The organism is Salinicoccus albus DSM 19776 (assembly GCF_000385175.1).
Classification (GTDB): domain Bacteria; phylum Bacillota; class Bacilli; order Staphylococcales; family Salinicoccaceae; genus Salinicoccus; species Salinicoccus albus.
In genome coordinates, this window is record NZ_ARQJ01000033.1 from 58,069 (window position 1) to 72,586 (window position 14,518).

At 44.7% G+C, this 14,518-nt stretch carries 14 protein-coding genes and 1 other RNA gene; 7 read left to right on the top strand and 8 right to left on the bottom strand.

What is annotated here, in order from left to right; genetic code table 11:
* Positions 1-32: 32 nt before the first annotated feature.
* Positions 33-1,718 carry an ABC1 kinase family protein gene (locus G343_RS0112630; protein WP_020008520.1) on the top strand — a complete coding sequence of 562 codons (1,686 nt, stop codon included), beginning with the start codon at positions 33-35 and terminating at the stop codon, positions 1,716-1,718.
* Between the two features lie 29 nt (positions 1,719-1,747).
* Here G343_RS0112630 and G343_RS0112635 read toward each other — a convergent pair whose 3' ends face one another.
* Positions 1,748-2,164, bottom strand: coding sequence for an RrF2 family transcriptional regulator (locus G343_RS0112635; protein ID WP_020008521.1), 417 nt, complete (start codon positions 2,162-2,164; stop codon positions 1,748-1,750).
* An 85-nt stretch (positions 2,165-2,249) separates the two neighbouring features.
* On the opposite strand from G343_RS0112635, the gene G343_RS0112640 reads away from it, so the two are divergent.
* Positions 2,250-3,524, top strand: a complete 1,275-nt coding sequence (locus G343_RS0112640; RefSeq protein WP_020008522.1) for a replication-associated recombination protein A — start codon at positions 2,250-2,252, stop codon at positions 3,522-3,524.
* Between the two features lie 88 nt (positions 3,525-3,612).
* Here G343_RS0112640 and ssrS read toward each other — a convergent pair.
* Positions 3,613-3,806, bottom strand: a non-coding RNA gene (gene ssrS, locus G343_RS15260) — 6S RNA.
* A gap of 91 nt (positions 3,807-3,897) precedes the next feature.
* Entirely contained in the window at positions 3,898-4,329 is a 432-nt protein-coding gene (aac(6'), locus tag G343_RS0112645; RefSeq protein WP_020008523.1) for an aminoglycoside 6'-N-acetyltransferase, read from the bottom strand.
* A gap of 177 nt (positions 4,330-4,506) precedes the next feature.
* Between aac(6') and G343_RS0112650 the strand changes: the two genes are divergently transcribed.
* The 3 genes from G343_RS0112650 to G343_RS0112660 all read left to right on the top strand — a co-directional run bounded on the left by G343_RS0112650 (position 4,507) and on the right by G343_RS0112660 (position 8,478).
* On the top strand, positions 4,507-5,463 hold the full coding sequence (locus G343_RS0112650; protein WP_020008524.1) for an ABC transporter ATP-binding protein: 957 nt from the start codon (positions 4,507-4,509) through the stop codon (positions 5,461-5,463).
* Positions 5,460-6,974, top strand: a complete 1,515-nt coding sequence (locus G343_RS0112655; protein ID WP_020008525.1) for an ABC transporter permease/substrate-binding protein — start codon at positions 5,460-5,462, stop codon at positions 6,972-6,974. The genes G343_RS0112650 and G343_RS0112655 overlap by 4 nt, the downstream gene beginning before the upstream one ends.
* A gap of 100 nt (positions 6,975-7,074) precedes the next feature.
* The gene (locus G343_RS0112660) at positions 7,075-8,478 is read left to right on the top strand and encodes a sodium/glutamate symporter (protein ID WP_020008526.1); all 1,404 of its coding nucleotides are present in this window, start codon (positions 7,075-7,077) and stop codon (positions 8,476-8,478) included.
* A gap of 84 nt (positions 8,479-8,562) precedes the next feature.
* Here G343_RS0112660 and G343_RS0112665 read toward each other — a convergent pair whose 3' ends face one another.
* On the bottom strand, positions 8,563-9,168 hold the full coding sequence (locus G343_RS0112665) for a pyridoxamine 5'-phosphate oxidase family protein (RefSeq protein WP_020008527.1): 606 nt from the start codon (positions 9,166-9,168) through the stop codon (positions 8,563-8,565).
* A gap of 260 nt (positions 9,169-9,428) precedes the next feature.
* Between G343_RS0112665 and G343_RS0112670 the strand changes: the two genes are divergently transcribed.
* A complete protein-coding gene (locus G343_RS0112670; RefSeq protein WP_020008528.1) occupies positions 9,429-9,932 on the top strand; it encodes an RDD family protein in 504 nt (167 codons plus the stop codon).
* Between the two features lie 216 nt (positions 9,933-10,148).
* Positions 10,149-10,439 (top strand): hypothetical protein, encoded by a 291-nt coding sequence (locus tag G343_RS0112680; protein WP_020008530.1) that lies wholly within the window; start codon positions 10,149-10,151, stop codon positions 10,437-10,439.
* A 100-nt stretch (positions 10,440-10,539) separates the two neighbouring features.
* On the opposite strand, the gene G343_RS0112685 is transcribed toward G343_RS0112680, so the two are convergent.
* The 4 genes from G343_RS0112685 to G343_RS0112700 all read right to left on the bottom strand — a co-directional run bounded on the left by G343_RS0112685 (position 10,540) and on the right by G343_RS0112700 (position 14,404).
* Positions 10,540-11,496, bottom strand: coding sequence for a cation diffusion facilitator family transporter (locus G343_RS0112685; RefSeq protein ID WP_020008531.1), 957 nt, complete (start codon positions 11,494-11,496; stop codon positions 10,540-10,542).
* A 78-nt stretch (positions 11,497-11,574) separates the two neighbouring features.
* Positions 11,575-11,883 carry an ArsR/SmtB family transcription factor gene (locus tag G343_RS0112690; protein WP_033426634.1) on the bottom strand — a complete coding sequence of 103 codons (309 nt, stop codon included), beginning with the start codon at positions 11,881-11,883 and terminating at the stop codon, positions 11,575-11,577.
* Between the two features lie 185 nt (positions 11,884-12,068).
* Positions 12,069-13,274, bottom strand: coding sequence for a hypothetical protein (locus G343_RS0112695; RefSeq protein ID WP_020008533.1), 1,206 nt, complete (start codon positions 13,272-13,274; stop codon positions 12,069-12,071).
* 77 nt (positions 13,275-13,351) lie between these two features.
* Entirely contained in the window at positions 13,352-14,404 is a 1,053-nt protein-coding gene (locus tag G343_RS0112700; RefSeq protein ID WP_020008534.1) for a threonine aldolase family protein, read from the bottom strand.
* Between the last annotated feature and the right edge of the window lie 114 nt (positions 14,405-14,518).

Below are 14,518 nucleotides of genomic sequence, written 5' to 3' on the forward strand. Positions count from 1 at the left end.
TGACAAGGAAAAAGTGATAGGCGGAGGATAAAATGATTTTCGAAAAACGCATACAATACATTAAGAGATACAGGGAAATTGCCGTTGCATTTTCTAGAAGCGGATTTCATTTCATCGTTGAAGAGCTTGGCCTGGATCAAATATTGTCCATACCCAGGAAGCTGCTGCTTAAGCAACAAAAAAGCGAGGCGGAAGGAAAGACACGCGGGGAACGGATTCGTCTGTTCATCGAAGAAATGGGCCCCACTTTCGTCAAGCTGGGCCAGATCGCGAGTACGCGGCCGGACCTTGTTCCTGTAGATATTTTAAAAGAATTGGAAAAGCTTCAAAACCATGTCCCCCCTTTTCCATATGAAGATGCCGTCAACATCATAGAAGAATCACTTGACGCCAAATTGGAGGATGTGTTTGAGACGCTGGATGCAGAACCCCTCGGCTCTGCATCTATCGGTCAGGTACACAAAGGAAAGCTCGTCACTGGAGAAACGGTGGCAGTTAAAGTGCAACGGCCCAATATCGAGAACACTGTCAGAAACGACTTGGAGATACTTCACAGACTGGCAGCCCTCGCTGAGAGACAGACGAGCTGGGCACAGCAATATCAGCTGGTGGGGATGATCGAGGAATTTTCAACCGCTATTTTGAATGAGCTTGATTATACGATCGAAGGCAGAAATGCAGATAAGATTGCCAGACAGTTTGAAGATGATCACAACATCAAAATTCCCGAAATATATTGGGACGCATCGACAAGAAATGTCTTGTCGATGGAATTCATCAGCGGCGTGCCGATCAATGATTTTGAAGGCATCGAAACACACGGATATTCCAGGGAAGTGCTTGCAGAGCGGCTGACAAACGCTGTTTTCCATCAGATTCTTATCGAGGGATTCTTCCACGGTGATCCCCACCCCGGTAATATCAATATATTGGAAGATGAAACCATTGCGCTTATGGACTTTGGTATGGCCGGCAGCCTGACACAGGATATGAAATCTAACTTCGGCTTCCTGATTCTGTCGATGATGAGAAGTGATGCTTCAGGTGTTGTCAGGGCAATCACACACATGGGGGCAGTGCCCGATGATGTGAATATGAAAATGCTCAGAAAGGATACGGAACTTCTGAGGGACAAGTATTATGATGTGCCGCTGTCCCAACTGAATCTCGGAGAGGCTGTGCAGGATCTTTTTAACGTTGCGAATAAACATCATATCAACCTGCCCAGCGATTTTACGCTGCTTGGCAAAACAATTCTGACTTTGGAAAGTATCGTCAGCCAGCTCGATCCAGAGTTCAGTATCGTTGATGTCGCTGAACCCTTCGGCAGACAGCTGATCAGGGAAAGATATAACCCTAAAAATATGGCTGACCGCCTGTGGGGAGGCTGGAATGATTTCACCGATGATTTTTCCAGCTTCTCCAGCAATGTACACGAATTTTCAAAAGGACTAAAAGATCGCCAAGTCCCGATATTAATGGAATTAAAACGCAGTGAAACCTACTTGAAACGTCTGGATCGTATTGGCAACAGACTGTCATTCAGTATCGTACTGCTGTCATTCAGCATCATCCTGGTGGGGCTGATCATCGGCACAGCAATAAGCGGACAGACGACAGTCCTCTGGAGTCTGCCGGCGATTGAATTCGGTTCGGCCGTGGCACTCCTCCTCTTCATGGGTATGATCTACGCGATCCTCAGGTCAGGCAGGTTCTGACGCGAAAAAGCACCCGAAACGGGTGCTTTTTAAATGTAGAACATATAGTCATCAATTTCATCCTCATCATGGTTGAGCAAGTCCTGCAGGGTCGTATGATCCAGTACGTCCCGGAGTGCATCCCTGATCCTGCCCCATAGATACCTTTCCGTCTGAGTATCCTTGTCATCACTTTCGACCGCGACGATATTCTCCTCAAGCGATCTGAAAATGGTGCCAATTTTTATTTCATCCGGCGGAAAATTCAATTCGTAACCGCCATAGGCACCGCGTGTACTTTTCACGAGTTTTTCCTTTTTCAGGCTGGCGACAATCTGTTCCAGATACAGGTCGCTGATCCCGCGTTCCTCTGCGACAGATTTCACACTTCTTTTTCCTTCCTGATAATCTTTTGCCAAAGCCAGCATGAAATATAAGCCGTATCTTCCTCTTGTAGAGATTTTCATAAAGCACCCCATCGTTTCAGTTCATGTTAAAATAGATTACTGTAATATATATTAATATAACATATTACCGGAAGCAGGTGAAAAAATGACAACACAACCACTCAGTTTCAGACTGCGTCCCGTTTCCATAGATGAAATCCTGGGACAGGAACATCTGGTCGGCGGGGATGGTATCATAAGAAGGATGGTCCGGGCCAGCCGCCTTTCCTCTATGATACTTTACGGGCCGCCCGGCATCGGTAAAACGAGCATTGCCAGTGCCATCGCCGGTTCAACAAGCTTTAAATTCAGAACGCTCAATGCGGTCACCAATACGAAGAAAGATATGCAGGCGGTGGCTGAGGAAGGCAGGATGAGCGGTTCTGTCATTCTGCTGCTTGATGAGGTGCACCGGCTCGATAAAGCCAAGCAGGATTTCCTGCTCCCCCATCTGGAAAGCGGCAGCATCGTCATGATCGGTGCGACAACATCAAATCCGTACCACGCGATAAATCCCGCCATCAGGAGCAGATGTCAGATATTCGAACTGAATTCGCTGGCAGATGAGGATATCAGAACCGGTTTACACAGGGCAATGGCAGATAAGGACAGAGGTCTGGGTGATATTGATCTGGCACTCGAGGACAAGGCAGAAGAACACTTCATCCTTTCCAGCCACGGTGATGTCAGAACAGCGCTGAATGCGCTGGAGCTCGCTGCACTTTCCACTGACAAAGATGACGACGGAAAAGTGACGATTACACTTGAAGATGCCAAGAGCTGTATGCAGAAGACCGCCTTTCTCCATGATAAGGATGGCGACCAGCACTACGACGTAATGAGTGCGTTTCAGAAATCTGTACGGGGCAGTGATGTCGATGCGGCACTGCATTACCTCGGGCGGCTGATAGAGGCCGGTGACCTGGTGACCATCGTCAGACGGCTGCTTGTCATCAGCTATGAAGACATCGGTCTGGCGAACCCTCAGGCGGCAAGCCGTACGCTGGATGCCATACACTCTGCTGAAAGGCTGGGTTTTCCTGAAGCACGGATACCTCTGTCCCAGGCAGTCATCGAACTGTCGCTGTCACCTAAATCCAACAGTGCAATCACCAGCATAGACAAAGCGCTCGGAGATATCAAAAAAGGCCATATTGGAGCAGTGCCAAGACATTTGCGTGACGGGCACTATGCCGGTGCGGAACAACTTGGCAACGCTATCGGATATAAATATCCCCATAGTTATCAGAATCATTTCGTCAAACAGCAGTACCTGCCCGATTCATTAAAAGATAAAGGGTATTTCCAATCCTCAGATCAGACAAAATATGAAAAGCAGCTCGCGGAAGTGTACAGCAAACTCAATAATATACAGGAGTAACGGCAATATGCCCATTGACGAAACGCCAATGGGCATATTCATTTAATATATAAAAATAAGCACCGAATGCAAGCATTCGGTACTTATCGGAATATCCGGGAAAAGCCGTGTGTTATTGTTGATTATTTTGGCCTGCTAAGTGCAGGTGGGTGCCCTGTTCCCTGCTCCAAACGTCCTGTCTTATGCAGGCTTGTTTTTTGCAGGAAAACCTATTGGGCTCCCTTTCAAAAAAAGTGTTAGGTCAAAATATAATTCAACACATCACGCACTTCCCAGGTATTCCTGTTACAATTATAATATCATACTTCTTTTAAAAAAGATACTGATTTGTATCCCTTTTCTTTTACCCCGTATAAAACCCCCGCATATATTATTACAGGTCTTTTCTGAAACATATGATACGGTTCATCTCTTCAAAGCCAGTGTCCAGATGGAATTGCAGGCTCGCCGGATTATCCGTCTCACAATCACTCGCAAATTCCGAGCATCCTTTTCCCTTCGCCCACTTTTCACAGGCCTCCACCAGCTCACTTCCGTAGTTTCTATGGCGGTAAGCTTCAAGAACAAAGATCCCTTCCAGATATCCGACCGGGGAAGAATCAGTCCCTTCAACATAATCATGCCTGAGCCGGCACTCTGCAAATCCGACCGGCGAACCCTCCAGCATTTTTATATAATACGCACATGCGTCATCGTTAATATGATCTGCCATTTCCGCTCTTAACACATCATAATCCTCATGCCATAAAACAAAAGCCAAAGTTGTCATATCTTCAATATTTTCCTCTGATGCTTGAATTATCATACCAATCACCCCTGTTCTTTCGTTTCATTAATCTATATAATTGCCCTCAGAATGTGTTTTTTACACTCAAAAGAGGGTATATTTCATTGGAATCTTGATTACTTACATAGGCATTTATTTTAATTATACATAAAATTATTTATAATTCTAAATATGACATCATTAAGGAGCGAGCCAATGATCGAATTTAAAAATGTGACGAAAAAATATGGAGATAAAGTTGCGGTTGATGAAGTGAGTTTTAATATCGAAGAAGGTGAAATTTTCGTCCTGATCGGTCCGTCCGGCTGTGGTAAGACGACCACACTGAAGATGATCAACCGCCTGATCCATCTGACTACCGGCTATATCTATTTCAAAGACAGACCCATCAGTGAATACCCGGTGTATGAAATGCGCTGGGATATCGGTTATGTACTTCAGCAGATTGCCCTGTTCCCGCATATGACCATCAAAGAAAATATTGCGCAGGTCCCCTTGATGAAAAAATGGGAGGAAGCACAAATAGACGAACGGATTGATGAGCTGCTTACAATGGTCGGTATGGAACCGGAACAGTTCAGGGACCGCAGGCCTGATGAAATTTCCGGCGGCCAGCAGCAGCGTGTGGGTGTTGCCAGGGCACTGGCTGCAGATCCGCCTGTCATCCTCATGGATGAACCTTTCAGTGCACTCGATCCGATCAGCAGGGAGAAGCTGCAGGATGATCTTATTGATCTCCAAAAGCAGATTAACAAAACCATCGTCTTTGTTACCCATGATATACAGGAAGCGCTGAAGCTCGGAGACAGAATCTGTCTGCTGAAAGAAGGCCATGTGGAACAGATTGGCACCCCGCAGGAATTTCTGGGTGCGCCGCAAAATGATTTTGTAAAAAATTTCATCGGGGATGCCGGTGCCGGCGGGTTTCAGCATATCACCGTGGGAGATGTCGCAAAAACACACCCATTCTCAACATCCGAAAATATATCCGGCTATCCGACTGTCTCATCCAAAGCATCCATTAATGATGCCTTCCAGTATCTATCCGAGTCTGATGGCATCATCGTAAAGGAAGATGACAAAAGAAAAGTACTGAAAAACAAAGATGTTTTCAAATATCTTGCAGACAGTAAGGAGAGTGACGAACGATGAATGGATTTTTCGAAACACTCAATTCAAGGCGAGGAGAACTCTTCACCACCCTGATTGAGCATATACAACTGTCGTTTATCGCCTTGCTGATTGCGGTATTAATTGGGGTTCCTCTTGGCATTCTCCTGACTAAAGCACGAAGGGCATCTGAAATTGTCATCAATATCACTGCGGTGCTGCAAACGATTCCTTCCCTTGCTTTGCTCGGCCTGATGATTCCCCTGTTCGGCATAGGGCGGCTGCCCGCCATCATTGCGCTTGTGGTCTATGCACTGCTGCCGATTTTGAGGAATACATACACGGGTATTGTGGAAGTCGACGGATCACTTGTGGAAGCGGCCAGAGGCATCGGCATGAAGACCATGCGCCGCCTCCTTAAAGTTGAGCTGCCGATTGCCATGCCGGTTATCATGGCAGGTATCCGTACCGCTATGGTACTGATCATCGGTACGGCGACACTGGCAGCGCTCATTGGCGCGGGCGGTCTGGGGGACCTGATCCTGCTCGGTATCGACAGAAATGATTCATCATTGATATTGATCGGCGCCATCCCGGCGGCACTGCTCGCAATTCTATTTGATATATTGCTGCGCGTCATACAGAATCTCTCATATAAGAAAATTATCGCCACCTTAAGTTCAGTACTTCTGGTACTGGTGTTAATCATTAGTGCCCCCCTTCTGGCACAGCGGGGCGAGTCGATTACGATCGCCGGCAAACTGGGGGCGGAACCGTCAATCATCACCAACATGTACAAGATCCTGATAGAAGAAGAAACGGACTACACGGTCCAGGTCGAAGACGGACTGGGTAAGACCACCTTCCTTTTCAATGCACTGCAATCCGGGGATATTGACGGATATTTGGAATTCACCGGTACAGTCCTTGGGGAACTCACAAATGAAACACCAGAATCAAATGAAGAAGCGGCCGTCTATGAGCAGGCAAAATCGAGTCTGGAAGAACAATACGATATGACGCTCCTGGACCCGATGGCATTTAATAACACTTATACACTGGCTGTTAAAGAAACGTTCGCAGAAGAAAATAACCTCGAGACGATCAGTGACCTGCAAAGTATAGAAGAAGACATAAACCCGGGCTTCACTCTGGAATTTAATGACCGTGAAGACGGCTATCCAGCCATACAGGAGACCTATAATCTTGATTTCAGCAATGTCAGGACCATGGAACCCAGTTTGAGGTATCAGGCAATCAATAATGGTGATATCAATCTGCTGGATGCGTATTCCACCGACGCAGAACTCAGGCAGTATGAAATGGTGACGCTGGAAGATGATGAAAACGTGTTCCCGCCATATCAGGGCGCCCCTTTATTCACCCAGGAGTTCCTTGATGAACATCCGGACATCATCGAACCGCTCAACAAACTCGGCGGCCAGATCACGGACGAGGAGATGCAGGACATGAACTATCAGGTATCCGTGGAAGACAGAGATCCTTATCAGGTGGCACAGGAATACCTGGACGCTGCAGGGTTGCTGGAATAAACATCCGCTTCAAAATCCAGTCAATTTTTATGCACTTATGATTATGTTATGTAACAATGAGTAAATATCGGTATTTAAAGAACAAGAAAGGAATGAAAATATGAGTCCTGAACAGATTGGCTTTGCATTATTATACTTAGGAATATTTCTATTAATCGGCAAATGGATCAGGATGCGTTCAAAATGGATGCAGAACCTGTTCCTGCCCGCCTCAGTCATCGGCGGGTTTCTGGCACTGCTCTTGGGGCCTGAAGCCCTCGGCCAGATACTTGCTAATTTCACCGGGGGAGACTCGTTTTGGGCTTCCGGGGTGATGACCACAGAGATTGTCGAAGTATGGTCGGCACTTCCCGGTCTGATGATCAACATTGTTTTTGCAACCCTTTTTATAGGTACAGTCCTGCCAGGGTTGAAACGAGTCTGGGAAGTTGGCGGACCGCAGCTGGCGTTCGGCTGGACACTCGGCTGGGGACAGTATGTCATCGGTCTGCTGCTGGCGCTGCTCATACTCGTGCCTTTCTATAATATGCCGGCATTTACCGGTGCCCTCATTGAGATTGGTTTTGAAGGCGGGCACGGGACCGCTGCCGGTTTGCAGGGGACATTTGAAGATTTGGGATTCCCGCAAGCATATGACCTTGCTGTTGGACTGGCCACAGTTGGTATTCTGACCGGGGTCATTGTCGGCATTGCTTTCATCAACTGGGGCGTACGGAGAAATCACGCAAACGTCATCACAGATGTAAAAGGAATGTCCCCGACCCAAAAAGCGGGCGTTGTCGAATCTGAGAACCGTGAAACATCCGGGGATTTGACAGTCAGACCCGAATCGATTGAAACACTCACTTTTCATTTTTCAATCGTCGGTTTCGCCATTCTTATCGGCTACCTTATATTACAGGCCATCACATGGGTGGAGGGTGCCCTGTTTGGTTCCGATTTTATGACATACGTACCATTATTCCCATTGGCAATGATCGGCGGGCTCATTGTACAAGTATTTCTTAACAGATTGGATACCTCGCGTCTCGTAAACAGACAGATTATCACAAGAATCCAGGGCTTCTCCCTTGATATTCTGATTACAAGTGCGATTGCCACCGTCTCACTTTCAGTACTTGGTGAATATATTGTGCCATTCCTGCTGCTGGCGCTCGCCGGCATTGCCTGGAACGTTTTCGGCTTCTTCGTTTTCGGTCCCCGGATGATGCCTGCATACTGGCTTGAAAGAGCTGTCGGTGATTTTGGACAGTCCACTGGGGTTACAGCTACGGGCTTGATGCTGATGCGTGTGGCGGACCCTGAAATGAAGTCACCCGCAGTTGAAGGTTTCGGTTATAAACAGCTTGTTTTCGAACCGTTCCTTGGCGGCGGTCTGGTCACAGCATTATCTGCACCGCTCGTCTTCATGTTCGGTCCGGTGCCCTTCCTCATCTTTGCGTCAGTTATGCTGTTGATCGGTCTGCTTACCGGCCTGCTCTATTTCGGGAAAAAGAAAGTCTGATAATATTTTCCATTGATTTAAGCCCCCGGAGTCAGCTCTGGAGGCTTAAATCTTACCATTAAAGGATTAGGCGCATTCGTGCGCCTAATCCTTTTTGCTGTGTTTAGCATTGAAAAAATCCCCGCCTTTTTGTTTTTCATTATCCGTGCCCCAGTGTATTGATCTATCCAGCTTTTTTAGTTTTGGGATATGTTTCGAACAATGGATATACGCTTCTTCCACTTCGATGACCACCCAGCGCAGCGCTTTGCTTCCTTCTTCAGTTTTCATTTCTTCCCTTACCGCTTCAGGAATGTCCGATAAAGCCAATTGATCATTTTCAATGATTGAGGCTTTGCCATTCACATGCAGGCCGATCTGATTTTCGGTAAAATCGATAAACATTAATCCGATATGCGGGTTTTCAGTAATATTCCCAAGGCTCGCCATTACCCCATTTCCTTTGTATTCAGGATATATCAGTGTCTTTTCATCGATCACCCTGACAAATCCCGGCATGCCAGCCCTGAATGACGCATCACATTCCCCTTTTGAATCTGCGGTTGATATGAACATCATGTCCTGTCCGGCGATGAAATTTATCATCACATCATTGACATGATCCAGCATCTGATTGTTATAAAAAGCAGCTGCCTGCTTCATTGTGCCATACTTTTCCTGCAGCCAGCGTTCACCGTGTTGCTCTGCCATTTAATATCATTCCTTCTAAATATCGAATCGCATCTCCCGTGCAATGCCAGTCATTTATAGCACATCATAATCATGTACATCAATGAGTTCGAACCGTTCACAAACCAGCATCATATCTCCTGAAAACACACGGCCAATATTATTCAGTGATAACGGTGCTCCGGGAATTATATTTCCTCCGTTTATTAGCGGATCGCTATAGGATCAGACAACTGCTCATGGTAATATTATACTATATAAAGTCCGTGGGAGATGTGTTTATGAAGAATCCTGCTGCAAATAAAACGCGTCTGATTGCTCTAGCGATCGACTATATCGCCATAGTGATCTATCTCTGCCTGTTATTCATCACGATGATGCTGCTTTACCTGATTCTTTTCGAAGATATTCCGGAATTCAGCGAAATGAATGCCCATTTAATTTCCTTCGTGACCACTGTTCTGCCGGTTGTTCTCTGTTTCTCCATCATGGAGTATAAATTTCCATATGGAACTGTCGGAAAAAGAAAAATGAACTTGAAAGTCATCTTCAGCAGACATACGTATCTCCACAGCCTGATCCGCAACACGGTAAAATTTCTGCCCTGGCAGATTGGCCATACCGGGGTCATTGCCGGAATCTACAGGGATTACTCAATGAGCTGGTTCATGTTCGGCAATTCCGGCATCCTGCTTCTGCTCATTCTGGCCGGGATGATGATACTGCGAAAAGACCGCCGTCACTTGGGCGACATGGGCACAGGTACACAGGTGGTTGAAAGATGAAATATTATCTGCTCCTGTTACAGCTCATATTTAGAGTGGCGGATACGAGGCACAATGTCTGCGTACGTGTCTTATTATTGTTGATGGATGAGTGTAAGGTTTCCCATGAACGACAGGATAAGTAAAATCTCTGACAATCATTGCCAGTATTGTTATGATGGGGATAGTCTTTGATCATATATTGTAATATGAACTTTTAGTTAAGGAGTATAAGGAATGCAGGAGGAGAAAATGACAAATCCGAATACAAAAAAGTATGGTATTGCAACCCTTTTAGGTGTGGCACTCTTCGGCTTTTTATACATAATTATGGAAGTAATCACTTTCTATACATTTCCTAGAATGATCGGGTCTATAGCAGTCAGTTTGATTGGCGGTGGTGCCATCGGAACAATTTTAAATAGACTGCCGGATGATGATGAAGAGAATCCGCGCAAATATTATGCAATAAGTCTTATCACTATGGCAATTATCGCTTTTATCTATATCATTATCTTCGGATACTGACAAAAACCGATATCTCAAATATAATTCAGTCCCCTGGCAAAGGTTTAAAATCATTGCCATACACGCCTCTTTTTTCTCCCCTTCAAAAATTTTACTTTTATTAATGCTGATGACTGTGTCCATGGGAGTGTCCTTCAGGTAATTTACCTTTTACTTTGCATAAAATCGAATTGTCATGCTGATGTTCAGGTGTTTCCACCTGTATCGTCATGTGATGAATATTTTGGTGTTCAAGCCTATGTTCAAGTGCCTCGAGGACACGCTCACTTCCAGCTACTGACATCTGGTTATCTACAACTGCATGGCAGGAAAGTGTATTTAATCCACTTGTTACGCTCCATACATGCAAATCATGAATATCTTGAACACCTTTCGTATTTCGGATGGTGTCGATTACATTTTCCAAATTCACATTCCGCGGTGTCCCTTCCATCAGGACATGAAGACTTGCCTTCACAACATAATAGCCACTGCGAAGTACCAGCGCCGCAACAATGACACTGGCTAATGGATCTGCCCAGCCCCATCCAAAGAACATGATCAGCAAAGCTGCAACAACTGCTCCAATAGAACCGAGCATATCACTAATCACATGCATATATGCGCCGCGCATATTCAAGTTCTCTTTGACATCTGCACCACGCATCATGGTCCAGGCCACAAGAATATTAACCAATAAGCCAATGATTGCGATGATCAGCATCCCTGTTGAAGCAACCTCCGGCGGGTTCTGAAAACGTTGGAATGCTTCATAAAATATATACAGTGCGATGATTATGAGTGTCAATCCGTTAAGGACTGCTGCCAATATTTCAAAACGCTTATATCCATATGTCTTACTGTGATTTGCAAGCTTCTCTCCCACCGTAAAAGCTAATAATGCGATCCCGAGTGATACCGCGTCACTCAGCATGTGTCCCGCATCCGCCAGCAGGGCCAGACTATTGGTGAGTAATCCACCGATTGTCTCAATGAACATATAGAGCGTAATAATAATAAAACTGATCAATAATACCTTTTTATTTGCACCATGTGTGTGGGCATGTTCGTGACTCATTTATCTCCCTCCTTTTAATATATGTTAATATGTGCACTCATACATGTTTTAAGTATAATTCAATCTTACACTCATGCACTAGTGGTGGCAGGCGTGATCAATTGTTTCTTTCAGCACATTCATTACATGGACATCATCATGTGAATAATACAATGTCGTCCCGTCTCTTCTATACTTAACCAATCGTAAATTTTTCAAAAATCTTAACTGATGTGAAACAGTGGATTGTCTAAGATGCAGCGTAACCGCTATATCATTGACAGAGTACTCGCCATGGAACAGTAAGTTCAATATTTTAATCCTCGTGGGGTCACCAAGCGCTTTGAAAGTCTGGGATACAACAAATAAGGTTTCTTCATCAAGTTCTTTTTTGTCTTCAGGCGACATATTCCCATTTGACTCTTCCACATGAATGCCTCCTTATTAATGTTAAGTTATTTATATGATAATATTAGTATATGTTCATATTATCAAATATTTTAAATTCATGTCAATTTCTATATTAAGAACAGGCCCATTTTGGAAAATTAATCAAAATGAGTCTTACTATGTTTCATAGAATGAAATTGCGACTAGCCATTCGAGTCATTATTCAACGCTTGATAGTCAAAAATCATAAATCCTTGAGGTGTTTCAACGATTGTATATTCTACTTCTGTAGTGCTCCTTCCATTTGAAGTTTCATGTGAATATTCCCTGCTAACAATAACCTCATATACATTCCCCTCAACATTTGTAATATCAATAATTTCTGTATGATACGTTTCATGATTCCGATAATTTCCAGAAGCTTTGTTGGATGAGATTTTTTCGTACATTGGTGATTCTTCACGCATATAATCCAGTATAGTGTCATTGCCGTTATTATAATATGCCATTAAACTATTGATATAATTACTTATAAATGCATCAAATCTGTCTCTATTAATAGTACCTGATTCTTCTGGCTGTTGTGCTGTAGATTCATCAGCATCGTCTGGCTCCTCTGTGACTAGCATACTACCAACTATTTCTTCCCCTGCTTCGTTTTCGTGTAAATCAAATACACCTTTGACTGTGGCGGTTTCTTTGTCCTCGATTACATACTCCATGCGTTGCACACCACCGACGGGTCCCCCTTCGGTTTCATAAACACCAACATCAGGTTCTCCCAATGCCTCTACCACTTCGTTATATGGCAAGCCAGCATAGAATAAAACATCTTCGACATTGTTTTCATCGGGGGTTGTATTTTCCTCACCGGGATCCTTATTTGGAATGAAAGGACGTGAGTCTGAATAAACCACCCCCAGATTTCCATAGATAACTACGGGGGCCCCTTCACCTGGATAAATCAGATCATAAGTACCGTATTGTTCTTCGACTTCAGCCCGGGACATCCCTTGGGTAATGACATCTTGTGAAAATGTTAAATTTTCTTCCTCAATACTGCTTGGGGAAAATAATGCTTGTTGAACCGCATCGGAATGAATATCAAACGCAGTGGCGTTTTGATTATTTTCGTTATCATTAGAGTTGTTCGCAGACTTTTGTTCCTCTGCTTCATTTGCGCTATTCTTATTTTCCTCAGTGGGTCCCTCCGATGTTTCATTTGTCTCAGATTGCTCCTTGCTGGCTGTTTCCTCTGACGTCTCATTATTGGTACTCTCATCAGAAGATTCTGCTGTCGTTTCATCTGTATTGTCCGCTGCATTATTTGCTGTTTCCTCCGATGTTTCATTAGATTGGCAGCTGGATAAAATCAATAATGATATGATTGATAAGAAAATAACTCTCACTAAATACCTCCAAGTACTTAAAACTAAATGCATTTATGTTAAAAGCTGTCACCTTGCTTTCGGCTATTATAGAGTCCTCAGCTGCCTGCATTCCCTTTCTGAAGTTTCGCCAAGTCGTCGATTAAAGCATCGACATCCTGAATGTCAGTTGACCAGCTGGTGCAGAAGCGTACCGCCGTTCTGTCAGAATCCACAGGCTCCCAAGGCTGGAATGCATATTTTGAACTCAATTGTTTCATCTGATGTGTGGTCAATACAGGGAAAAGCTGATTGGTCTGGGATGGGTAAGCCATTTCGATGTCCTGGTCTTCAAATGCCTCTGTCAGACGTTTCGACATCTCCAAGGCATGTTTGGATATTTCAAGGTACAGATCGTTTTCAAAAAGCACTTTGAACTGGATGCCAAGCAGCCTGCCTTTGGCCAGCATCCCGCCTTTCTGCTTTATGATATAGCGGAAATCCGTTTTGAGATTTTCATGCTTGATGACCACCGCTTCTCCGAACAGGGCGCCTATCTTCGTCCCTCCGATGTAGAAGACATCGCATAAATTGGCGAGATCCTCCAAGCCGACATCATTTTTTTCGGACGCCAGTGCATATCCGAGTCTTGCCCCGTCGACCATCAGATATAGATGATGCGTATCGCATACCGCTCTCAATTCGTCCAGCTCCGCCTTTGAGTATAAGGTGCCTGATTCGGTCGGTTGTGATATATAGACCATTTTTGGCTGGGACATATGTTCGCGTTCGATACTGTTCCAATGATCCTCGACATATTCATTTACCTGGCCGGCAGAGAGTTTGCCATTTTCATTGGCCACTTGCAGTACTTTGTGTCCGGTCGACTCGATGGCTCCCGTTTCATCAGCAGCGATATGTCCGGTATCCGGAGAAATGACGCCCTGGTGCGTCCTGAGTGCTGATGAAATGATGGTCATGTTCGCCTGCGTCCCTCCCATCATGAAATGGACATCCACCTCATTGCCGCAGAGGTTTCTTATGTACGCTTTCGCTGTATTGGAATAATGATCGGTGCCATAACCCGGCAGCTGCTCATCATTCGTTTCAATCAGACGTTCAAGAATCTGCTTGTGTGCCCCTTCAGTGTAATCAGTATCAAATCTGATCATCTAACCCCTCTTTTCAAATATGGATTATATGGTAATTGATATATTATAGTAACAACTGAATTGTTTATCACCACTTGAAATCACCTTCCAATTGCCATTTTATGAAACGATAAA

Coding starts and splice junctions, on each gene's coding strand:
- G343_RS0112630 (WP_020008520.1), top strand. CDS start 33: ATGATTTTCGAAAAACGCATACAATACATTAAGAGATACAGGGAAATT.
- G343_RS0112685 (WP_020008531.1), bottom strand. CDS start 11,496: ATGAGTCACGAACATGCCCACACACATGGTGCAAATAAAAAGGTATTA.
- G343_RS0112650 (WP_020008524.1), top strand. CDS start 4,507: ATGATCGAATTTAAAAATGTGACGAAAAAATATGGAGATAAAGTTGCG.
- G343_RS0112700 (WP_020008534.1), bottom strand. CDS start 14,404: ATGATCAGATTTGATACTGATTACACTGAAGGGGCACACAAGCAGATT.
- G343_RS0112660 (WP_020008526.1), top strand. CDS start 7,075: ATGAGTCCTGAACAGATTGGCTTTGCATTATTATACTTAGGAATATTT.
- G343_RS0112640 (WP_020008522.1), top strand. CDS start 2,250: ATGACAACACAACCACTCAGTTTCAGACTGCGTCCCGTTTCCATAGAT.
- G343_RS0112690 (WP_033426634.1), bottom strand. CDS start 11,883: ATGTCGCCTGAAGACAAAAAAGAACTTGATGAAGAAACCTTATTTGTT.
- G343_RS0112655 (WP_020008525.1), top strand. CDS start 5,460: ATGAATGGATTTTTCGAAACACTCAATTCAAGGCGAGGAGAACTCTTC.
- G343_RS0112680 (WP_020008530.1), top strand. CDS start 10,149: ATGCAGGAGGAGAAAATGACAAATCCGAATACAAAAAAGTATGGTATT.
- G343_RS0112670 (WP_020008528.1), top strand. CDS start 9,429: ATGAAGAATCCTGCTGCAAATAAAACGCGTCTGATTGCTCTAGCGATC.
- G343_RS0112635 (WP_020008521.1), bottom strand. CDS start 2,164: ATGAAAATCTCTACAAGAGGAAGATACGGCTTATATTTCATGCTGGCT.
- G343_RS0112665 (WP_020008527.1), bottom strand. CDS start 9,168: ATGGCAGAGCAACACGGTGAACGCTGGCTGCAGGAAAAGTATGGCACA.